This is a genomic window from Stenotrophomonas sp. STEN008, assembly GCF_056760435.1.
The window spans coordinates 68108-89666 of sequence record NZ_JBRRET010000011.1 but is presented as its reverse complement, the minus strand read 5'-3'; the positions used below and the strand labels follow the sequence as shown (position 1 = coordinate 89666).

Genomic DNA, 21559 nt, shown 5'->3' with positions numbered 1-21559 from the left:
GCGGTGCGGTCAGCTTGAATTCAAGCACCAACCTGACCGACGATTCAGCCAGCATGACCTCCCCCCTTTCCTGCGGCCGCTTCGCGCCCTCGCCTACCGGCCTGCTGCACCCCGGCTCCCTGCTGGCTGCATTCGGCAGCTGGCTGCTCGCACGCCATCACCATGGCCTGTGGCGGCTGCGCATCGAGGACATCGATCCCCCACGCACCGTGCCCGGGGCTGCGCACGCGCAGTTGCAGGCACTGGCGGCATTCGGCCTGGCCCACGATGGTCCGGTGCTGTGGCAGAGCGAACGTGGCGATGCTTACCAGCAGGCTCTGGACAGGCTGCTGGCCAGCGGGCTGGCCTTCATCTGCCACTGCAGCCGCAGCGAACTGGCAGCCCGGGGGGGCATCCACCATCGCTGCGTCGCGCGGCAGCCCCGACCGGACCCTGCCGTCCGCTTCCGCGTACCGGCCGGCAGCGTGGTGCAGTTCGAAGATGGCCTGCGCGGCCGTCAGGTGCAGGACGTCCACGCCGAGGTGGGTGATTTCGTGCTGCGCCGCGCCGACGGGTGCTGGGCCTACCAGCTGGCGGTGGTGGTCGACGATGCCGCGCAGGGCGTCACCGACGTGGTGCGCGGCGCCGACCTGCTCGACTCCACCGCGCGGCAGATCCTGCTGCAGCAGGCACTCGGACTGGCAGTGCCGCAGTACTGGCACCTGCCCCTGCTGCTGGACGCGCCCGGGCACAAGCTGTCCAAGTCGCTGGCCGCGCTGCCGGTCGACAGCGCCCGCCCGGTGCCGGTGCTGCGTCAGTTGTGGGGCCTGCTCGGCCAGTCGCCCGCCGCACTCGAGGGTCACGACGATCTGCACGACCTGCTCGCGGCGGCCCGGCAGGCATTCGATCCGGCCCGCCTGCCACGCACGGACATCCTGTTGCCGACGGGCGCACTTTCCGCGCCGATGTTGCAGAATCCCCCTTCCCCCACCTGAAACCCGGACTGCATTCCATGACATCTCGCGTCGCACTGGTCACCGGCGGAACCGGCGGCATCGGTACCGCCATCTGCCAACGCCTGGCCGACCAGGGCCACCGGGTCGCCACCAACTATCGCGATGAAACCAAGGCCCGCGCCTGGCAGCAGGCGATGACCGAACGCGGCTTCAACGTGTCCATCTTCGCCGGCGACGTGTCCGATCCGGACAGTGCCGAAGCGCTGGTGCGCGCCGTCGAAAACGAACTGGGCCCGGTCGAGATCCTGGTCAACAACGCCGGCATCACCCGCGATACGACCTTCCACCGGATGCGTGCGGACCAGTGGCATGACGTGATCAACACCAACCTCAACTCGGTGTTCAACGTCACCCGCCCGGTCATCGAAGGCATGCGTCGCCGCGGCTGGGGCCGGGTCATCCAGATCAGCTCGATCAACGGTCTGAAGGGCCAGTACGGCCAGGCCAACTACGCCGCCGCCAAGGCCGGCATGCACGGTTTCACCATCTCACTGGCGCGCGAGAACGCGGGCTTCGGCATCACCGTCAACACCATTTCGCCGGGCTACGTCGCCACGGACATGGTCATGGCCGTGCCGGAGGAAGTGCGCGCCAAGATCATCGCCGACATTCCGACCGGGCGCCTGGGCAAGCCGGAGGAGATCGCCTACGGCGTGTCCTTCCTGGTGGCCGAGGAGGCCTCGTGGATCACCGGCAGCAACCTGGACATCAACGGCGGCCACCACATGGGCTGGTGATCCGCGCGGGCGCGGCGGGTCACGTGCCGGACCGCACCTGCCTGCGGTCATGCTGCGCAGCACGCAAACCCTTGTTGCGCAACATGATCCGCCGTGAAAGCCAAGCCTGGCGGGGGCTGGGGCGGTTGCAACGGCTGCTGCACTGCGCCATGCTGCGCGTCTACTGTGACGAGTGACCGCTTCATGGCTGCGACCCGCATCATCAAGAAGTATCCGAACCGCCGTCTCTACGACACCGAGATTTCCAGCTACATCACCATCGAGGACGTCCGCCAGCTGATACTGGACGGTGAAGACTTCGAGGTCCGCGACGCCAAGAGCGGTGACGACCTTACCCGTTCGGTCCTGCTGCAGATCATCGCCGACCAGGAGCAGGACGGCGAGCCGATGCTCTCCACCCAGTTGCTGAGCCAGCTGATCCGCTTCTACGGCGACTCCCTGCAGGGATTCATGGGCAACTACCTGGAACGCAGCATGCAGGTGTTCCTGGACCAGCAGCAGCAGTTCCGCCAGCAGATGGGCAACCTGCTGGGCCAGACGCCGTGGGCGATGATGAACCAGCTGACCGAACGCAACCTGGAGCTGTGGCAGGAATTTCAGCGCAGCATGGGCACCGGCTTCGGCGGCCCCCGCCCCGGCGGAACCGGCCCGGGAACCGGAACCGGCAGCAAGCCGAACGAACCGGGCACCGGCACCGGCGGCAAGACCCGCCGCTGAGCCACGGCAGGGACTGACATGAAAACGGCGCGCCACTGGCGCGCCGTTTTCGTCTGCGGGTCATCCGCAGGCAGACGTCAGCGCTTCGCCTTGCACGCCGTGCAGACGCGCTCGACCTTGTAGCCCTTCGCCCTGAGCTTCTCGACCACGCCATCGCTGCCGAGCAGATGCAGCGTGCCAACCACCACCAGCGTGCCACCCTGCCCCGCCTGCAGATAGGGCACCAGCTTCGGCACCCAGGCATCATTGCGGCCGGTATTGATGCGCTGATACAGCTGCGGATACTGCTGGCGCATCTCGGCAGCCATTTTCGTCCACAGCAGGCGCTCGTCACCGCGGCGCCATGCGTCGTGCAGCATGCGCGCCTGTTCATCACCCTTGTCGGCCTGATCGAGGGCTTCGGACAGCATCTGCCGCTGCTCCTGCACCGACATCCCATCAAGCATGCCGATCTGCGTATCGATGTCCTCCAGACCACCGGTGCTGCGCCCGGTCGCCTGTGCGCGCTCCATGAAGTGACGGTCCAGACCGAGGGCCGGGTCCAGGCCCATCTTCTGCATCTGCCCCACTGAAATGCTCAGACCGACAAACCAGGGTTTCATGCCCTGCATCTGCGCCAGCGGCAGCTTGTTCGCGGTGGCGAAGGCCTGCAGCTTCTGCCAGGTCGCTGCATCGAGATCACGCTTCAGTTCGCTGCCGTCGGTGCGCACGGCGGCCTGCACCATGCGGCTGGCCAGCTGCGGCGACTGCATGTCTTCCGGTGAGAGTTCGAACAACACGCGCTGCGAGGCCCCGAAGGCCTGCTCCACGTCGGCCGACAGCGGATAGTCCTGCGGCTTCAACAGATGGAACGAGCCCAGCAGATACAGCCGTGAATCGCCGGGGCCGGTGACCTTCCACAGCAGCGGTACCGGCGGCTTGACCGACGCACCTTCAGCGGCCGGCGCGTTGCGGGCCTGCGCCAGTGGCGCCACCGCGCAGGCCAGCAGCAACAGGGCGGCGTGTAACAGGTGTCTGATCAGCATGTCAGCCTTCTCCTTCAGGCAGGTGGTAGGCCTTTTCGCCCGCGTCCACGCGAAGGTCCAGCCGGTTCTCCGGCGGTGCCAACGGACAGGTCGCGTAGGGCGTGAACGCGCAGGGCGGGTTGTAGGCGTGGTTGAAATCGATGAGCACGCGGCCATCGGCGCCGGGGGCGCCGGTATCCAGATAGCGGCCAGCGGGATAGCTGCCGCGGCCGCTGGTGCGGTCCGCGAAGATCAGGAACAGGGGCTCGCCGGGGGCACCGATCGCCTCCAGCCGCCAGGTCCGGCCATCACGCTCGAACTCGACGGCACCGGCATTGGGCATGTCGGTGGTCAGTCCGGTGATGTCGACGATCGGCAAGGTCTTGCCCGGTGCGTGCGCAACGAAGCGCGCCTGCACCTGCCAGTCAGGACCTCCCGGCCAGTACTGCAGGCCGGCGAAATCCCGGCGTGCAGGCGCGTCGGCATGCTTGACCCTCAGCGCATCGCGCGGACCACGCCGGATCAGGCTGAGCTGGCCCTTGCCACCGTCGAAGGCAAGCAGGGTGGGCTGCGGATCCTTGTCGGTATCCATGCGGATGCGCCCCCTCACCGGCTGGCCATTGTGAGTGAGCTCCGCCCCGGCTTCCGGCGTGAACCACCATTGCCGGCCCTCGCGCCGCAGCAGGCCGAGCTTGCCCGGCCCCACTGCCAGGCGGATGCCATTGGTGGCACCGCTGCCAACGAAGTGCGAGCTGTTCTGCAGCCAGTGCAGCCCGACCAGCGCCGTCCAGCCATCAGGCCGCGTCAGATCCTGATAACGCGCCACGCGCCATTGCTGCTGCGCTGCGGCGTATGCCGGGTCTTCCACCACCGCAGGCGCCGGCGGCGGCACCGGACTGCAGGCTGCCAGCAACAAGACAGCCAGCAGGCCGCCCATTCCCCGATACGCCATCGATGCTCCCCTCAACGTCCGCGCAGGAACCAGCGGTCGATCTCCGCCAGCGAAAAACGGGCCCAGGTCGGCCGGCCGTGGTTGCACTGGCCGGATCGCTCGGTGATCTCCATGTCGCGCAGCAGGGCGTTCATTTCCGGCACCGTCAGCCGGCGATTGGCACGCACAGCGCCATGGCAGGCCATGGTCGACAGCAGTTCATCGCGCGCGCTCGCTACGCGGCGGCTCTGGCCGTGCTCACGCAGGTCGGTCAGCACATCGCGCAGCAGCCCCTCCGGCTCGGCGTGGGCCAGCAGCGCGGGAATGCTGCGCACATGCAGCGAGCCCGGGCCGGCCCGCGTCACCTCGAAACCAAGCGCGGCCAGCGTCGCGGCCTCGCTCTCTGCGGTATCCGCTTCGCGTTCGCCCACCGCCAGCGTGATCGGCACGAGCAACGGCTGCGACTGCAGGCCGATACCATCGTGCGCGTTCTTCAGCCGCTCGTAGCCGATGCGTTCGTGCGCCGCGTGCATGTCGACCACGATCAGGCCTTCGGCATTCTCGGCCAGGATGTAGATGCCATGCAGCTGCGCGATCGCATACCCCAGGGGCGGCACGCCCGCGTCTGCACGGGTGTCCGGCAGGCCGTTTCCGCTCGGCATCGCAGGCTGCGCGGTGCCGCCTTCGCCTGCAGCAGGCGTGGCATAGAGCGCAGCGTAGGCGGCCGGCGCATCGGCAACCTGCAGGCCCAGCGGCTGCTGCGGGCGCCATCCCTGATATCCGCCACCGCCGCCCGCCCCCGGAGCAGGACCACGGACCAGACCGAATCCGGACGCGCCCACGGTCGATGCCGCCGCTGCTGCCCCGGCGTCCGCTGCCTGCCCGCCACCTGCACCGATCTCCTGCGCCGACACGCCGGCTCGGGTATCGGCCAGCGCGTCCTTCAGCGTGCGGTAGACGAAATCATGGACCAGCCGCGCATCACGGAAACGCACTTCGTGCTTGGCCGGATGCACGTTGACGTCGACGCGCGTGGGGTCGAGTTCCAGGAACAGCACGTAGGCCGGTTGCCGGCCATGGAACAGCACATCGCCGTAGGCCATCTTCACCGCGTGGGCAACGCTGCGGTCGCGCACCGAACGGCCGTTGACGTACAGGTACTGCTGGTCGGTACTGGCCCGCGAATAATGCGGCTGCGCGATCCAGCCGTGCAGGCGCAGGCCCGCGCCGCTGTGGTCCACGCGCACCGCCTGCAGCGCGAAATCGTCGCCCAGTGTCTCGGACAGGCGCGCGTCCGAATACAGGTCACCCGGCTTGTAGCGGCGTGATGCCTTGCCATTGTGCGAGACCCGCAGCTCGACGTCCGGCCGCGCCAGCGCCAGCGAGCGCAGCCATTCTTCGATGTGCCCCAGTTCGGTGCGCTCGGCGCGCAGGAACTTGCGTCGCGCGGGCACGTTGTAGAACAGCTCGCGCACTTCCACCGTGGTACCCGGTGCGTGCGCGCGCGGCGTGACCTCGCCGATCTTGCCGCCATCGATCTGCAGCGCGGAACCGTGCTCGTCATCTGCGCGGCGCGACGCCAGGGTGAAGCGACTGACCGACGCGATCGATGGCAGCGCTTCGCCGCGGAACCCGAGCGTGGCCACCGACTCCAGATCGTCCAGGTTGGCGATCTTGCTGGTGGCGTGCCGCGAGACGGCCAATGGCAGCTGCTCCGCTGCGATGCCACTGCCGTTGTCGCGGATGCGGATCAGGCGCACGCCGCCTTCTTCCAGGTCGATGTCGACACGGCTGGCGCCGGCATCGATCGCATTCTCGACCAGCTCCTTGACCACCGACGCGGGGCGCTCGACCACCTCGCCGGCGGCGATCTGGTTGATCAGGATGTCCGGCAAAGGCCGGATCGGGCGCGGGCCGGGCGCGCTCATGGGGCAAGGTAGGCAGCAGACTTCATGCGCCGATGATAGCGGAGGTACCGCGTGGAGAGTCGAGCCGGATCACCTGTGCGATGCCGATGATGCGCCACGCCCCAGGCATGGCCGGTCCAACAGGGTGCGGCCTACTTGCTGCCGCCGGCCATGGTGGCAGCCGCGTCGATCTCGGCCTGTGCGCGGGCCGCGTAGAGCGTCCCCGGCGGCGGCTGCCGGCTGAAGAACGTGTGCACGCCATCGAGCACCGCACCGGCAATCTTGCGCTGGTAGCCCGGGTCGATCAGGCGGCGCTCCTCGTCCGGATTGGAGATGAAGGCGGTTTCCACCAGCATCGCCGGCATGTCCGAGGTGCGCAGCACCGCGAAGTTGGCCCGCTCGATGTTTGGCTTGTGGTTGTTGCCGATCCGCTTCAGTCCACCCAGTACGTGGCCGGCCGCATCTTCGGACGCTTTCATGTAACCGCTCTGCGCCAGATCGAGCAGAACGTTGGCCAGCGTGCCTTCAGTCTGCTGCAGGCGCACACCACCGACCAGATCGGCGGCGTTTTCCTTGTCCGCCAGCCAGCGCGCACGCTGCGACGAGGCACCCTTGGTGGACAGCACGTACACCGATGAACCGGTCGCCGAGCGGTTCTCGGCGGCGTCCGCATGAATCGAGATGAAGATGTCAGCCTTGTTCGCGCGGGCCTTCTGTGCGCGCATCGGCAGCGGGATGAACACGTCGCTGTCGCGGGTCAGATAGGCTTTCAGGCCCGGCGTGGCATTGACCTGACGGGCCAGCTCACGCGCCACCGCCAGGGTAACGTCTTTCTCGCGCTTGCCGGTGGGTCCGATCGCGCCCGGATCCTGTCCGCCGTGGCCGGGATCGATCGCCACCACCAGGTGCCGCATGCCAGGCTGCATACGGATGCGCGAAGCGTCGCTGGGCATCGCCGGACGCGGCGGTTCGGGCGGCGGCGATGCCGGTACCGGTGCCGGGGCTGGCGGATTGCTCACCACCGCAGCGGTGCGCTGGCCGGCCAGGATCGCCGCGGGCGACGATGCCGGCGGGGTGCTGCTGGCGCTGGTGCCCGCAGCGGCCACCTGCACGGGCGCGGTGGACGGCGCCGGCGTGGGCGCGGCCGGGGCGGCAGCCGTGGCACTGGCCTGCTGCTGCACCTGCGCGGTCAACAACGCGGTAGCGCGGGCGGCGTCGCTGCGCGTCTGCATGCTGGGTGCCGTCGTCTGCGTGGTCGTGGCAACCGGAGCCGGAGCCGGCGCCGGCGCCGCAGCGGCCACGCCCGGGCTGTCACCCGGCCATTCGATCACCAGCTTTGACGCCTCTCCTTCGCGCTGCATCTGCGGGCGGAACGGCGCCACGGATTCCGCAAGATCGAAAACAACACGGAAGGTGCCCGGAACCGGTTGTCCGGTGCGCACTGCCGTCACCACGCCCTGCGCAGCCGGCATCTTCAGGTTGCGCACGGCAGTGGAATCCGGGAAATCGACCACCAGCCGGTTCGGGTTGGCCAGTGACAGCGTCTTGTAGCCGCCACTGCCGACCAGCGAGATTTCCGCGCGGGTGCCGGTGGAGCCTGTATTCAGCTGTACCTGACGGACTTCACCCGCCCACGCACTGAGGCTCGCCAGACCCAGTCCGACGGCGGCACAGATGGCGATGAGACGGTTCCCCAGGCGCATGGCTCAGGATTCAATCACCGCGCTGAACGGAATGCAATACCTTTTTCCTTAATAATCCGTAACCTGCCGATCTTTGTTCTCGTCAGGCGACAGAAACAGGCCGCAAGTCTCCACCTTCGGCCAGCCGCTGCAGCCATTCCCGGCCAGCGTCGCTGAGCCCACTGAGACGCGCCCGGCGCCCCTGGCCCTCGATCTCCAGCGCCACGACCAGGTCCGTCGGCGGCAATGCGCCCGCCCCCCGTTCCGGCCACTCGACCAGCCACAGCACCGCACTGCCCTCGTCCAGGCCCAGGAAATCCAGTTCCCCGGCCTGGCCGATGCGGTACAGGTCCAGATGCCACGCCTCGCCGCCACTGGCCAGCGGATAGCGCTCGACCAGGGTGTAGGTCGGGCTGCGGATCGCACCCTGCACGCCCAGCGCACGCAGCAGCGCACGCGCGGTGGTGGATTTGCCGGCGCCGAGGTCGCCGCGCAGCTCGATCAACGCCTGCGGCGGACGCGTGGCCGCCAGCCACTGCCCGAGACGTTCGGTGGCATCGCTGTCGGCAAGGAAGTATTCGTTCATGGGGAGCGTTCCGGATTGGCCAGCCGCCGCAGGGGCGCCAGCAGGTCGGTGGGAAGCAGACCACGCGCGCCGTCGATGGCAGCGGCGTCGCCGGCAAGCGCGTGCAACAGGGCGCCGCCTGCTGCGGCATCGAATGCGTCCAATCCCTGCGCGCGCAGTCCAGCAATGACGCCGGTCAGCAGATCTCCCATGCCGCCGACCGCCATGCCCGGATTGCCGGCCGCGATCAGCCGCGGCAGCCGCGCAGGTGCCGCGACTACACTGCCGGCACCCTTCAGCACCACCGTGGCGTGATAGCGCTCGGCCAGCGCCTGCGCGCTGCCGAAGCGATCGGCCTGTACCTCGGCGGTACTGCAGCCCAGCAGGCGTGCAGCCTCTCCCGGATGCGGCGTCAGGATGGCATCAGGCACCGCGTGCGGGTTCTGCGCCAGCAGATTCAGGGCATCGGCGTCTATCACCAGCGGACGCCCGCAGGCGAGCACGCTGGCATGCAGCGCACGCGCCCAGTCGTCCTGGCCAAGGCCCGGCCCGATCGCAACGACCCGTGCGCGGTCCAGCAGCGCAGGCAACGCCGCGCCATCTTCCAGCGCATGCGCCATCGCCTCGGGCAGGCGCGCAAGCATCGCCCCCACATGCTCACGACGGGTGCCGACACTGAGCAGTCCGGCACCGGCACGCAGTGCGGCCTCGGCCGCCATCACCGCTGCGCCGCCACTGCCGTGGTTGCCGCCCACACACAGCACATGCCCGGACTCGCCCTTGTGGGTATTGGCCCGGCGCGGCGGCAGCAGCGCCCGCAGACGGTCGCCGACCCAGCGTTCCGCGCTGGCCGCGATGCCTTCACGCGCCGCCTGCGGCAGGTCCAACGGCGCCAGCCGACGCTGGCCGACATGATCCAGCGCGTCGCCGGTGTACAGGCCCCGGTGGCAGACAATGAACTGCAGGGTGACCGCCGCGCGCACCGCAACGCCGGGCACGCCGCCCTGATCGGCATCGACACCGCTGGGTACATCCAGTGCCAGCACCGGCGCCGGAGAGGCGTTGAGTGCTTCGATCAGGGCCTGCGCCATGCCGGCCGGGGCCCGATCCAGGCCGAGACCGAACAGCGCATCCACGCCGACGTCGGCGACCGGCAGCTGGCCGTCGAATTCGATGCTGCTGCCGCCGGCGGCAGCGAATGCCGCCGCCGCCTGCTGCGCCAGCGGCGTGGCGGGCAGCCTGCCCGGCAGGGTGATCACCTGCACCTGGCGGCCCGCCTGCAGCGCATGGGTCGCCAGTACGTAGCCATCGCCGCCGTTGTTACCGGCGCCAGCCACCACATACAGACTGCGGGCATCCGGCCATTGCTGCAGCAGGCACTGCCAGCCCGCCAGGCCAGCCTGCGCCATCAGGCTCCAGCCACCATCACCGGCAAGCGCCGACGCGCGGGCGTCCAGCGCGCGCGCAGCAGCGGTGTCGAACAGAAGAGAGAGATCGGGCATGCCGGGATTTTATACTGGTGCGCATGTCCTCCGTCCCCGCCCCTGCCCCAGCCGACCCGGTCCAGGCCGTGCAGCGCATCCGCGAACTGGCCCGTGCACACGGTTTCCAGCGCTGCGGCATTGCCGGCATCGAGCTGGGCGAGGACGAGGCACACCTGGCCGACTGGCTGGGCCAGGGCCTGTACGGGACCATGGACTGGATGGCACGCCACGGCACGCTGCGCGCACGCCCGGCCGAACTGCTGCCGGGCACGGTGCGGGTCATTTCCGTGGGCATGGACTACAGCCACCGCGACGATACCGAAGCCTGGGCGACCCTGGCCGATCCCGGCCGCGCCTACGTAGCGCGCTACGCGCTGGGGCGCGACTACCACAAGCTGATGCGCAACCGCCTGCAGAAGCTCGCTGCGCGGATCAACGATGAAGTCGCGCCACTGGGCTACCGCGTTTTCGTCGATTCGGCACCGGTGCTGGAACGGGCCCTGGCCCGCAACGCCGGGCTCGGCTGGATCGGCAAGCACACCTGCCTGATCGATCGCCAGGGGGGCTCATGGTTCTTCATCGGCGAGATCTACATCGACCTGCCGTTGCCGGTCGACGCGCCCGCCACTGCGCACTGCGGCACCTGCACGCGCTGCATCGACATCTGCCCCACGCGCGCCATCACCGGCCCGCAGCGGCTGGATGCGCGCCGCTGCATTTCCTATCTGACCATCGAGCATGACGGCGCGATCCCCGAGGACATGCGGCCGCTGATCGGCAATCGCATCTACGGCTGCGACGACTGCCAGCTGGTCTGCCCGTGGAACAAGTTTGCCAAGCGCACCGATGAAGCCGATTTCCGCGCACGCAACAACCTGGACACCGCGCGCCTGGATCAGCTGTTCGCCTGGGACGAGGCGGAATTCCTGCGCCGCACCGAGGGCAGCCCGATCCGTCGCAGCGGCCATGAGCGCTGGCTGCGCAACATCGCTGTGGCACTGGGCAACGCGCCGACAGCGCCGCAGACCCTGGCCGCACTGCAGACCCGCATCGATGATCCCTCGCCGCTGGTGCGCGAGCACGTGCAGTGGGCGCTGGCACAGCACCGCACGACCTGAGCCGGGCGTGCCCGGCGCGCGCCAACGTGCGATCCTGAGTGCCCGCTCCACCCGCAGCGCGCCGTACCCATGCAGCCACGCAACAACGACATTCTCACTCCCAGCCAGCTCAACACGCTGGCGCGCGACCTGCTGGAAGGCAGCTTCCCGGCGATCTGGGTCGAAGCCGAACTGGGGAGTGTGGCCCGCCCTGCGTCCGGGCACCTGTACTTCACCCTGAAGGACGCACGGGCACAGCTGCGTGCGGCGATGTTCCGGATGAAGGCGCAGTACCTGAAGTTCGTACCGCGCGAGGGCATGCGCGTGCTGGTGCGTGGCCGGGTGACCCTGTACGACGCACGCGGCGAGTACCAGATGGTGCTCGACCACATGGAGGAAGCCGGTGAAGGCGCGCTGCGGCGGGCGTTCGAGGAGCTGAAGGCGCGCTTGGACGCCGAAGGCCTGTTCGATCCTGCACGCAAGCGGGCGCTGCCCGCGCATGTGCGGCGGCTGGCGGTGATCACCTCGCCGACCGGCGCCGCCGTGCGCGATGTGCTGAGCGTACTGGGCCGTCGTTTCCCGCTGCTGGAGGTGGACCTGCTGCCGACCCTGGTGCAGGGCTCCAGCGCCGCCGCGCAGATCACCCGCCTGCTGCAGGCAGCCGATGCCAGTGGTCGCTACGACGTGATCCTGCTGACCCGCGGCGGCGGTTCACTGGAAGATCTATGGGCGTTCAACGACGAAGCGCTGGCGCGCGCGATCGCCGCCAGCGATACGCCGGTCGTGTCGGCCGTCGGCCACGAGACCGACTTCAGCCTGAGTGATTTTGCCGCCGACCTGCGCGCGCCGACACCGTCGGTGGCGGCCGAGCTGCTGGTCCCCGACCAGCGTGACCTGGCCCTGCGCCTGCGCCGCAATGCCGCGCGGCTGGCACAGCTGCAGCGCCACGCGGTAGGACAGGCCATGCAGCGCGCCGACCGTGCGCTGTTGCGATTGAATGCGCAGAGTCCGCAGGCCCGGCTGGACCTGTTGCGGCGCCGCCAGCTTGAGCTGGGCCGGCGGCTGCACGCGGCCTTCAACCAGCAGCAGGAGCGCCGTGCCGCGCGCCTGCGCCATGCCGCCGCGGTGCTGCGTGGCCATCATCCGCAGCGCCAGCTGGACGCGATGCAGCGTCGCCTGTCGGCCCTGCGCGGACGCCCCCATGCAGCGATGCAGCGGCTGCTGCAACGCGATGCGCTTCGCCTGCGCGGCCTGGCCCGGTCGCTGGAAGCGGTCAGTCCATTGGCCACGGTGGCTCGCGGTTACAGCATCGTGACCCGTGCCGATGATGGTGCACTGGTGCGACAGGTTGAACAGGTCCAGCCCGGCGACGCACTGCAGGCACGCGTGGGCGACGGCGTCATCGACGTGCAGGTCACCTCGGTCAGGTAAGCGGGGGCCAAGGCGCAGCCCGGCGTGCGCCTTCCTACCTGGCCGCCTCGCAGAACTGCTTCCGGTACTCCAGCGCCTTCGGCATCAGGGCCTGCAGATTCTGGATCCGGGTTCCCGGGTTGGGATGGGTGGAGGCAAACTCCGGCGGCGACTGACCACCACTAGCCTGGCCCATCCGCTGCCACAGCGGCACCGCTTCGCGCGGATCGAAACAGGCAGCCGCAGCCAGCATCAGCCCCACCTCATCGGCCTGGGTCTCGTGGCTGCGTGCGTAGGGCAGCAGATAGCCATAACCCATCGCCGACATCACCATCTGCTGCTGCTGCGCATCCATGCCACTGGCAGCCCCGGCCATCTGCCCGATCTGGGTCAGCTTCTGCTGTGCCATGCGCTGCGCTCCATGGCGCAGCAGCGCATGGGCGATCTCATGCCCCATCACCACCGCCATCGCATCCTTGGTCCGCGCCACCGGCACCAGACCGGTATAGACCGCCATCTTCCCGCCCGGCAGGCAGAAGGCGTTGGCCTGCTCGGAGGGGATCACGTTCACCTCCCACTGGAAGCTGCGCGCGAAATGGGCCGGCTCCACGCCATGCTCCCGCGCCAATGCGGTCTCCACCACATCGACCTTGGCGATCAACCGCTCGGCAATCGCACGCACGTCACGCGAGATCTGCGCGTTCGGGTCCAGTGGCCGCTCCTGCGCCAGGATCTGCTGGTAGGCCTGCAGGCCCAGCGCGGTTTCCTGCTGGGCATCCAGGCTGCTGTCGATCATGACCTTCTCGCCGGTATAGGGATCGACCGTCCGGTTCGAAAACCAGTAAAAGGCCGCGTAACCCGCCGCCAGCAGCAGTACCCACCAGCGGATGTTGCCGAACAGGCCACGCCGCTGCGGGCCCTGCGGCGAGCGGGAAAATGGGTCGTTGCGCATGCGGTGGTCTTCCGGCTGGCCCCGCCGGCCGGCGGGCACGGCGCAATCTTAGTGTGCCGGAGCCCGCGCCGGGTGAAGCCGGCCGCTCAGATGCCGCGTACCAGGCGGAACCCGATGCGGGCGTTGGTGGTGTCCGAGTCCTGCGACTGCCGCCAGGCCGCCCGGGTCTGCTCGGGAGAGTTCGCCCAGTTGCCTCCGCGGATCACCCGCGCCCGGCAACCCGGGTTGAACCAGGCCACGCCGTCGGAGGGCGCACGCCGGTAGCTGGAATGCCAGCAGTCGGCCACCCATTCGCTGAGATTGCCGGCCATGTCGTGCAGGCCGAACGCGTTGGCCCGGAAGTTCGCCACCGGCGCCGGGCCCCACCAGCCATCGCCATAGCCGATGAACGCGTTGTGCCAATGCCGGCCAGACGGCGAGACATCCTTGCTGCCGGTGAAGTTGCCGCTGCCCGGCGGGGGCGTGCCTGTATCCCCCCAGGGATAACGGCCGCTGCTGCCGGCGCGCAGCGCATACTCGAACTCGGCCTCGCTGGGCAGCCGGTAGCTGTAGCCGGTCTGCTCGGACAGCCACGCGGCATAGTTTTCCGCGTCGCGCACGCTCACATGCATCACAGGCGCGTTGCCCAGCGCGCGCGCGCCGTCGTAATCCGAGCGCCAGTCGACACCGCTGCGGCGGATGAAGTTGCCGCTGCGCTCGTCATAGACCACCGAATGACCGCGACGGGTCGCGCGTGGGCGGGCATTGGTGGCTTTGACGTAGCGCTCGAAATCGCTGACGGTCACCTCGGTGATGGCCATCGCGAAACCGCGGTCAAACCGCACGTAATGCGAAGGGCGCTCGGCATCGGTGGCGCCGGGCTCGGCATCCCCTGCGCCCATCTGGAAGCCGCCATGCGGCACCACCACCATCTGCGGGCCACGCCCGCCATCGCGCATCGCGTCGCTGAACACCTGGCCGGGACGGAAGCTGCCGTAATGGGTTGCCAGATCGATGCGCTCGCGCAGCTGCGCCACGACCGCGTCGCCGGGCAGCGCGATGCGCAGTGCTTCGGCCAGCTTCTCGCGCGCAGGTTTCAGGCCCTGCGGCGTCGCCAGGTCGCGCAGGCCCTCGTCGCGCAGCTGCGCCAGGGTGTTGGCCCGGATCTGCTCGATGCGCTCGAAGGCGTCGGCGATGGTCGGAGAGGAATCACGGACCTTGCTGGCTTCGGCCAGCCAGGTGCCGGCACTGGCGAAGTCACGGCGGCGGGCGGCCTCCTCGGCACGCCGGATCAGGCCGCTCTCCGCCGCAGCAAGGCCCTGGCGTGCGCGGCGGTTGCCCTCGTCAAGCGCCAACGCCTCGCGGAAACTGCCGATCGCGCCGTCACCGTCCTCGCCGATCCGGTCCGCGCGCAGGTCCTCCTCGCCGGCCCGGTTGTAGGCCACCACGCGTTGCGCGATCTCCACCCGCGCCTGCAGGGCACGCACCTTTTCATCGTCAGGGGCCAGGGTCAGCAACACCAGCGCCTGGCGTCCCGCTTCGGCCAGCGCCTCGCGCTGCTGCAGCGGCCGCACCAGCAAGGCCTCGGTCTGCTGCAGCAGGCGCTGGCGGGCACGCTGCAGGCCAGCACGGGCCTGGCGGTCGTCAGGCACCTCCTCCTGCACCGCCAGCCACAGCGGGATGGCGGCATCGCCATCCTCGTACAGCCGATCCTGGGCAAACGCCTGCTCGGCGGCCCTGCGCAGCTGCGCCAGGCTGCGCCCCTCCCGATCGACACGGGGCGGCGTCCACTGCTGCACGTCTTCGGCGGCATCCTGACCGGCGATGGTCACGCTGCCCTGCACCGCCGGCCGATCCTCCGGCGCCGGCGGCGATGCCGCCTGGCCGGAACCCTCGCCGGCCTTGCCTGCCGGTGTCGGCGGTGACGGGGTGCAGGCGACCAGAGCCAGGGCCAGGCTGGCGCACAGCGCGGACGACAGCGGAAAACGCAAGCAGAGCCTCCTTCGGCACGGACGCGGACCGACGTTAGGCTATTCTCCCCTGCCTGAGCAAACCCGAGTAGCAGGCCCTGACCCGTGGCAATCTGGATCACCACCCCCGCCGAGCTGGATGCGTACTACCAGCAGCGTCCCACCCGCATCGGTCTGGACACCGAATTCATCCGTGAACGCACCTTCTGGCCGCAACTGGCGCTGGTGCAGATGGCGGTCGGCGAGGACATCCTGCTGATCGATCCGCTGATTCCCGGCATGCCCGAAGCACTGGCCCCCTGGCTGACCGATACGTCGATCATCAAGGTGATGCACAGCGCCAGCGAGGATCTGGTGGCCTTCAAATGGACCTGCGGCGTGCTGCCACGACCGCTGTTCGATACCCAGATCGGCGCGGCGCTGGCCGGCATCGGTGCCGGCATGGGCTACCAGAAGCTGGTGCAGGAGATCACCGGCGTGACCCTGGCCAAGGGCGAGACCCGCTCGGACTGGATGCGCCGCCCGCTCTCCGAGTCGCAGCTGCAGTATGCCGCCGATGACGTCGAGCACCTGTTCGCGCTGCATGACGCGATCGACGCGAGACTGCAGGCGATGGGACGCCAGCAGTGGCTGCACGACGACGCTGAACGCCTGTTGGCCAGCGTCGCCAACGATGAGGACCGCTGGCCGCACCTGTCCATGCGCTCGGCCCAGTTCCTCGATGCCGAGGCACAGCGACGCCTGCTGCGCCTGCTGCGCTGGCGCGATGTGCAGGCACGCCAGAGCGACCGGCCGCGCAGCTGGATCCTGGACAACGAACTTGCCGCCCTGCTGGCGCGCTCGCCACCGGCCGATGTCGACGCGCTCGCCAAGCTGTTCGAGCCGTTCCCGAAGGCGCCGCGCAAGCTGACAGCCGCCGTGTGGCAGGCCCTGGACACTCCGCTGGCCGATGAGCAGGACGCGCCGCTGGCAACCCAGCCCACCGACAGCAGCAAGAAGACGCTGAAGAAAATGCAGGACGCCGTGGCCGAATGCAGCCGCGAGCTGGGCCTGGCGGACGGGGTGCTGGCCTCGCGCAAGCACCTGGAAAGCTACCTGGAGCACCGCCAGTGGCCGTCGGCGCTGGCCGGATGGCGCCAGCAGGCGCTGGAATCGCGCCTGCAGCCATTGTTGCCGGTGCGCTGACAACCCGCTGCAGCAACGGAAAGGGGCGGCCAGGATCACCGGGCCGCCCCTTCCCGCAACCGTTCGATTACCAGTTCATGTTCAGCGACACACCCACGGTACGCGGCTCGTTGTACACCGCGGCCATGTAGTTCTCGATCACGCCCTTGAGATTCTTCTCGTTGGTGATGTTGCGTGCGAACAGCGCGACTTCATAGGCACCGTAGTTGCCGGAGTAACCGATCTTCAGGCCGCCCTCGAAGTCCCCCTTGGAGTTGAACTCCTTGCTGTCATACAGCACGAAGCTGGTATAGCCCTGCTTGTTCCAGTCGGTGGACACGAACATCGTGGCCGCGTCGCTGACCGGGAAATCGTAGCGTGCGGCCAGGTTGACGTTGTACTTCGGTGCGTTCGGCAACGGGTTGCCGTCGATCTGCGCGAAGGTGTTCGCACCCACCTTGATGGTCGGATCATCCACCGTGCACACCACCTGGCCATTCAGGCCGCAGACCTGCGCGTACACGCGCTTGTCCTTGATTTCGCTGTGCAGCAGGCTGACACCGGCGCTCAGGGTCAGGTTGGGAACCGGACGCAGTTCCATGTCCGCTTCGAAACCATACGCCTTGGCCTTGTCTGCGTTGAACAGCACGCCGTTGCCGTCCGAATCGTTGCCGTTGAGCTGGATATCGTTGACGGTGTAGGTGAACGCGGTGGCGTTCAGGCGCAGGCGGTTGTCCCACAGGCTGCTCTTCACGCCGGCCTCCCAGGACAGGATGGTCTCCGAGTCGGCGGTGGTGAAGTCGGCATTGAATACCGCCGAACGGCCCTGGATGGTGGGCCCACGGAAGCCGCGCGCCACCTTCGCATAGACGCTGACGTCCGGCGTGATCTGGTACATCGCACTCAGGTCCCAGCTGGGCGTGGTATCGGACATCCTGACGTCGGTGCGGCCCTTGTAGGTCACCACCCCGGCAGCGGTGTCGGCGGTCTTCAGCAGCCGGGTGTGCTTCTCGTCGCGGGTCTGGCGCAGGCCGGCGGTCACCGTGAACCTGTCGGTGAAGGCGTAGCTGAGCTGGCCGAAACCGGCCCAGGAGGTGTTCTTGTTGCGCAGGCGTACCCAGTTGTTCGGATTGCGCGCAGCGCCCTGCAGGAACCAGGCACGCTGGTAGAAGTCGGTGGTGTCGCTGCCGTTGAAATAGAATGCGCCGGCCTGCCACTGCAACGCGCTGTCGTCATGGCTGGCCAGACGGAATTCCTGGGTCCACTGGTCCAGGTCGCGGATCCGGCCCATCGACTGGCCGTAGCCATTGGGCACGCCGTTGACCCGGTAGTTCACCGCAGCACCGCCATCGGTATCGCCACGGCTGTAACCGGAGGTGGTTTCATACGCGGTGATCGAAGTGAAGTCGATCGCGCCGAAGTCGTAGCGCGCCTTCACCGAGCCACCGTAGGTCTTGTAGGCCTGCGGGTTGTTGTCGGCTTCGTCGTAGGCGACCTGGTCGCGCGGCACGTCGGTGCGGTTGGAACCCTTGGTCAGCGCACCGCGCAGGAACAGGGTCGAGGTGCCTTCGTAATCGCGCGCGTGTGCCGAGGCCAGGATCGAGAACTGCTCGCTCGGCGTCAGCAGCAGCTGGGCGCGGACGTTGCGGTCATCGAAACCGCCCATGGCGTTCTTCTTCGGGCTGACGGTGCCATCCGCACTCGGGCCGCTGTAGGTGTTGTCGACATAGTCGTCGCGATGCTGGTACAGGGCCGACACGCGGAACGAGGCGATATCGTTGATCGGACCGCCAAAGCCGCCATCGATCGACACGCTGTTGTAACTGGCGTAGCTGGCGCTGACGCGGCCGGTGTAGTCCTGCGTCGGCTTGAGCGTGTCGAACTTGACGATGCCGGCCGTGGTGTTGCGGCCGAACAGCGAACCCTGCGGGCCGCGCAGTACTTCCACCTGGTCCACGTCGTAGACCGGATTGGACTTGAGCACCACGTGCTCCAGCACCACGTCATCCTGGATGATCGACACCGGCTGGGAAGCACCCAGATAGAAATCGATGTTGCCCAGCCCGCGGATGTAGAAGCGCGGGAAGATACGACCGGTGGTGGTTTCCGCATACAGGCTCGGCACGCGGCCGGACAGCGCCAGCAGGGTGTCGTCGCCGCCGGCGGTGAAGTCGCGCATGCGCTCGCCCTGCACGACGCCCACCGACACCGGCACCTCCTGCAGGTTCTGCTCACGGTGTTCGGCGGTCACGGTGATGGTATCCAGCCCGGTGGGGGTCGGCGCGCTGTCCTGCGCCGCGGCGCCGAAGCTGCCGACCAGCGCCAGGCCTGCGCAGGCCAGCGCGAGCGGATGGCGACGGAAGGAAACGAGGGAAGACGACATGCCCGACAGACGGCGGGAATCGGTATGGGGAGGCATCGAAAGCTCTGAGGAGACGTCCGGGCGGCCTGCGCGGGCCGGGCGGCGAGAAAGGGAACTGCTGCGCAGACTGGGGATTATCCTCCAAATTGTTACGATTTCGTTTCGCGCAACGGAATCGCACGAAAGCCGGCGGACTCGGCACAGTCGCCTATGGCCACGGCCGCGCGTCGCTTGGCAAGGCCGACCGCCAGCGATACAATGACACCGCACTACGGGGCCATAGCTCAGCTGGGAGAGCGCGTCGTTCGCAATGACGAGGTCAGGAGTTCGATCCTCCTTGGCTCCACCATCCACATGCCCGCCAGGGCATGAAAAAGGCCGGAACTCCTGACACTCAGGGTCCGGCCTTTTTCGTTGCGCGCCCAGGGCTAACGGGCCGATGAGACGCGCGACCTGCGCATGACCGAGCCCGGTGGCGACAAACCCAGCATCGGGCAGCCGCTGGCTCGGGCCGAGGGCGCTTGCAGCAATGACGCGTCAGGCAGGCTCCTGCCCACCATCCTTGCGCCGTGGACTGCGCGAGTGGGTGTCACGTACCTGCTGGTCGCGCTGTCCCGAACGCTGCTTGGCGACGTCGTCCTGCTTCCGGTCCTGGCGGCTTTCCTGCACCCCCTGGCGTGGATCGGGCGTGTCCTTTTCGTGTCTGCTCATGCGTGGCTCCGCCGCCGGCGGAGGCCGGCGCTGGTGCCACGCTAGAGGTCGCCGGGTAACGGACGGGTCAGTCCGGCGCGAACGCCATGTGCAGCCGCCGGCCGTCCCCTCAGGTGCGATTGATGGATATCCCGCCGTCCACGCGCATCGCACTACCGGTCACGAAGCTGCCTTCATCGCTGGCCAGGAACAGCGCAGCGTTGGCGATCTCTTCCGGCCCGGCCAGGCGCTTGAGCGCATGCAGCGACCGTACGAAGTCCAGCGCATCCTCGTCTGGCGCAGCCTGCCGGCCCATCTCGGTGTCGGTGCCGCCGGGCAGCAGCACGTTGCAACGCACGCCCCGTACGCCGTACTCGGCGGCGATCACCTGGCTCAGGCCGATCAGCCCGGCCTTGCTCGAGGCGTAGGCGGCCATGCCGGGCAAGCCGACGGTATGGCCGACGATGGTGCCGACGAACACCAGCGAGCCGCCGCCCCGCGCCAGCAGGGCTGGCAACTGCGCACGCGCGGCGTGGAAGGCTGCATCGAGGTTGGTGGCCATCACCTGCCTCCAGGCGTCCACCGGAAACTCCGCAGCGGGCACGCCCGGCCCCAGCATCCCGGCATTGTTGATCGCGATGTCCAGGCCTCCGAAGGCCCGCTTCGCCAGGTCGACCAGCACCTGTGCAGTGTCCGGCCCGGCGACATCGGCGGCATGCACCACCGCCTCGCCGCCGGCAGCACGGATCTGATCGGCCAGCGCCTGCAACGGCTCCGGCTGCCGCGCGTTGAGCACCAGCCTTGCGCCCTCGGCGGCGAAACGCAGCGCGCAGGCGCGGCCGATGCCGGCGCTGGCACCGGTGATGAGGGCGATCTTGTCGTGCAGGCGCATGTTCGGGGTCCAGGCAGTGAAGTGGACCCTACGATGTCGCGCCCCTGCCCCGTTGACACTCCGTTTCCGGGCCCTGCCGGCGCGTGCAGGAAACGGAGTTTCCGCCAGCGGGGCACGTGCCAGAATCGACGCATGGACACTGCCATCGCAACCACCGATGCCCGCGTCGAACGCGTCTGCCGCCACCTGCAGGCCCGTCTCGACGAACCCTCGCTGCAGGAGCTTGCCGAACTGGCGGGCTGCAGCCCCACCCGGCTGCATCGCCTGTTCAAGCAGGCCACCGGATTGACCCCGAAGCAGTATGCGGCGGCCCTGCGTGCCGATCGGCTGCGCACAGGACTGCAACAGCAGGCGCGCATCACCGATGCCTTCCACGACGCCGGCTTCGGCTCCAGCGGCCGCTTCTACGAGAACGCGCCGCGCCTGCTGGGAATGACGCCCCGGCAATGGCGCAGCGGTGGACGCGGTGAGGTGATCCATTTCGCCATCGCCGAAAGCTCGCTGGGCAGCGTACTGGTGGCCAGCAGCAGCATCGGCGTGGTGGCGATCCTGCTCGGCGACGATCCGGAAGCGCTGCTGCAGTCGTTGCAGCAACGCTTCCGCCAGGCTGAGCTGGTCGGCGCCGACAGCGGCTACGAGCAGCTGGTGGCGCAGGTGATCGGCTTGGTCGAGGATCCGGCACGTGGCGCGACACTGCCACTGGACATCCGCGGCACAGCCTTCCAGCAGCGCGTCTGGCAGGCGCTGCAGCAGATTCCCCAAGGGCAGACCGCATCGTATGCCGACATTGCCGCGCGCATCGGCGCACCGCGCTCCAGCCGCGCGGTCGCGCGTGCCTGCGCCAGCAATCCACTGGCGGTGGCAGTGCCATGCCATCGCGTGGTGCGCCGCGATGGCGATCTGTCCGGCTATGCCTGGGGTGTGGCCCGCAAGCGCGAACTGCTGCGCCGGGAGAACGCCGCCAACGGCTGATGCCGCCCCATCAGGACCGGTGGATGCCGACCGTGGCCGGCTCTCGCGC

Annotated in this window: 18 protein-coding genes and 1 tRNA gene; 8 read left to right on the top strand and 11 right to left on the bottom strand. The window is 68.6% G+C overall.

All coding sequences use genetic code 11. From position 1 onward, the window contains the following. The first annotated feature begins 53 nt into the window (after window positions 1–53). From gluQRS to phaR, 3 genes are all read left to right on the top strand, one after another. The gene (gluQRS, locus tag ACVOME_RS08115; RefSeq protein ID WP_461289176.1) at window positions 54–974 is read left to right on the top strand and encodes a tRNA glutamyl-Q(34) synthetase GluQRS; all 921 of its coding nucleotides are present in this window, start codon (window positions 54–56) and stop codon (window positions 972–974) included. 17 nt (window positions 975–991) lie between these two features. Continuing rightward, window positions 992–1732, top strand: a complete 741-nt coding sequence (phbB, locus tag ACVOME_RS08110; protein WP_053520095.1) for an acetoacetyl-CoA reductase — start codon at window positions 992–994, stop codon at window positions 1730–1732. 183 nt (window positions 1733–1915) lie between these two features. Beyond that, window positions 1916–2449, top strand: coding sequence for a polyhydroxyalkanoate synthesis repressor PhaR (gene phaR / locus ACVOME_RS08105; RefSeq protein ID WP_065175511.1), 534 nt, complete (start codon window positions 1916–1918; stop codon window positions 2447–2449). A 77-nt stretch (window positions 2450–2526) separates the two neighbouring features. Here the strand turns inward: phaR and ACVOME_RS08100 are convergent, their stop codons facing one another. The 6 genes from ACVOME_RS08100 to ACVOME_RS08075 all read right to left on the bottom strand — a co-directional run bounded on the left by ACVOME_RS08100 (window position 2527) and on the right by ACVOME_RS08075 (window position 10040). Continuing rightward, window positions 2527–3474, bottom strand: coding sequence for a TraB/GumN family protein (locus ACVOME_RS08100; protein ID WP_193396134.1), 948 nt, complete (start codon window positions 3472–3474; stop codon window positions 2527–2529). A 1-nt stretch (window position 3475) separates the two neighbouring features. Continuing rightward, window positions 3476–4405, bottom strand: coding sequence for a DUF1684 domain-containing protein (locus tag ACVOME_RS08095; protein ID WP_164150587.1), 930 nt, complete (start codon window positions 4403–4405; stop codon window positions 3476–3478). Window positions 4406–4416: 11 nt separating this feature from the next. Further along, window positions 4417–6312 carry a DNA mismatch repair endonuclease MutL gene (gene mutL / locus ACVOME_RS08090; RefSeq protein ID WP_481504963.1) on the bottom strand — a complete coding sequence of 632 codons (1896 nt, stop codon included), beginning with the start codon at window positions 6310–6312 and terminating at the stop codon, window positions 4417–4419. 131 nt (window positions 6313–6443) lie between these two features. Further along, a complete protein-coding gene (locus ACVOME_RS08085) occupies window positions 6444–7994 on the bottom strand; it encodes an N-acetylmuramoyl-L-alanine amidase (RefSeq protein ID WP_164150591.1) in 1551 nt (516 codons plus the stop codon). Between the two features lie 82 nt (window positions 7995–8076). Further along, the gene (gene tsaE / locus ACVOME_RS08080) at window positions 8077–8559 is read right to left on the bottom strand and encodes a tRNA (adenosine(37)-N6)-threonylcarbamoyltransferase complex ATPase subunit type 1 TsaE (protein ID WP_065181918.1); all 483 of its coding nucleotides are present in this window, start codon (window positions 8557–8559) and stop codon (window positions 8077–8079) included. Continuing rightward, the gene (locus ACVOME_RS08075) at window positions 8556–10040 is read right to left on the bottom strand and encodes an NAD(P)H-hydrate dehydratase (protein ID WP_481504962.1); all 1485 of its coding nucleotides are present in this window, start codon (window positions 10038–10040) and stop codon (window positions 8556–8558) included. The genes tsaE and ACVOME_RS08075 overlap by 4 nt, the downstream gene beginning before the upstream one ends. Window positions 10041–10063: 23 nt before the next feature. On the opposite strand from ACVOME_RS08075, the gene queG reads away from it, so the two are divergent. Then, window positions 10064–11140, top strand: a complete 1077-nt coding sequence (queG, locus tag ACVOME_RS08070; RefSeq protein ID WP_111186445.1) for a tRNA epoxyqueuosine(34) reductase QueG — start codon at window positions 10064–10066, stop codon at window positions 11138–11140. A gap of 69 nt (window positions 11141–11209) precedes the next feature. Beyond that, entirely contained in the window at window positions 11210–12550 is a 1341-nt protein-coding gene (gene xseA, locus ACVOME_RS08065; RefSeq protein ID WP_053520217.1) for an exodeoxyribonuclease VII large subunit, read from the top strand. A 34-nt stretch (window positions 12551–12584) separates the two neighbouring features. On the opposite strand, the gene ACVOME_RS08060 is transcribed toward xseA, so the two are convergent. Next, complete coding sequence (locus ACVOME_RS08060) at window positions 12585–13481, bottom strand: M48 family metallopeptidase (RefSeq protein ID WP_053520218.1); 897 nt, start codon at window positions 13479–13481, stop codon at window positions 12585–12587. An 86-nt stretch (window positions 13482–13567) separates the two neighbouring features. Then, window positions 13568–15451 (bottom strand): SUMF1/EgtB/PvdO family nonheme iron enzyme, encoded by a 1884-nt coding sequence (locus tag ACVOME_RS08055; protein WP_481504961.1) that lies wholly within the window; start codon window positions 15449–15451, stop codon window positions 13568–13570. A gap of 84 nt (window positions 15452–15535) precedes the next feature. On the opposite strand from ACVOME_RS08055, the gene rnd reads away from it, so the two are divergent. Further along, window positions 15536–16615 carry a ribonuclease D gene (gene rnd / locus ACVOME_RS08050; RefSeq protein WP_053520336.1) on the top strand — a complete coding sequence of 360 codons (1080 nt, stop codon included), beginning with the start codon at window positions 15536–15538 and terminating at the stop codon, window positions 16613–16615. Window positions 16616–16682: 67 nt separating this feature from the next. On the opposite strand, the gene ACVOME_RS08045 is transcribed toward rnd, so the two are convergent. Next, window positions 16683–19013 (bottom strand): TonB-dependent receptor, encoded by a 2331-nt coding sequence (locus tag ACVOME_RS08045; RefSeq protein ID WP_481504960.1) that lies wholly within the window; start codon window positions 19011–19013, stop codon window positions 16683–16685. A 216-nt stretch (window positions 19014–19229) separates the two neighbouring features. On the opposite strand from ACVOME_RS08045, the gene ACVOME_RS08040 reads away from it, so the two are divergent. Further along, window positions 19230–19305, top strand: a tRNA-Ala gene (locus ACVOME_RS08040). Between the two features lie 188 nt (window positions 19306–19493). Here ACVOME_RS08040 and ACVOME_RS08035 read toward each other — a convergent pair. Next, window positions 19494–19667 (bottom strand): hypothetical protein, encoded by a 174-nt coding sequence (locus tag ACVOME_RS08035; protein ID WP_481504959.1) that lies wholly within the window; start codon window positions 19665–19667, stop codon window positions 19494–19496. Between the two features lie 109 nt (window positions 19668–19776). Further along, the gene (locus ACVOME_RS08030; RefSeq protein ID WP_065181912.1) at window positions 19777–20538 is read right to left on the bottom strand and encodes an SDR family oxidoreductase; all 762 of its coding nucleotides are present in this window, start codon (window positions 20536–20538) and stop codon (window positions 19777–19779) included. A gap of 132 nt (window positions 20539–20670) precedes the next feature. On the opposite strand from ACVOME_RS08030, the gene ACVOME_RS08025 reads away from it, so the two are divergent. Then, on the top strand, window positions 20671–21510 hold the full coding sequence (locus ACVOME_RS08025) for a bifunctional transcriptional activator/DNA repair enzyme AdaA (RefSeq protein ID WP_065175524.1): 840 nt from the start codon (window positions 20671–20673) through the stop codon (window positions 21508–21510). Window positions 21511–21559 lie beyond the last annotated feature (49 nt).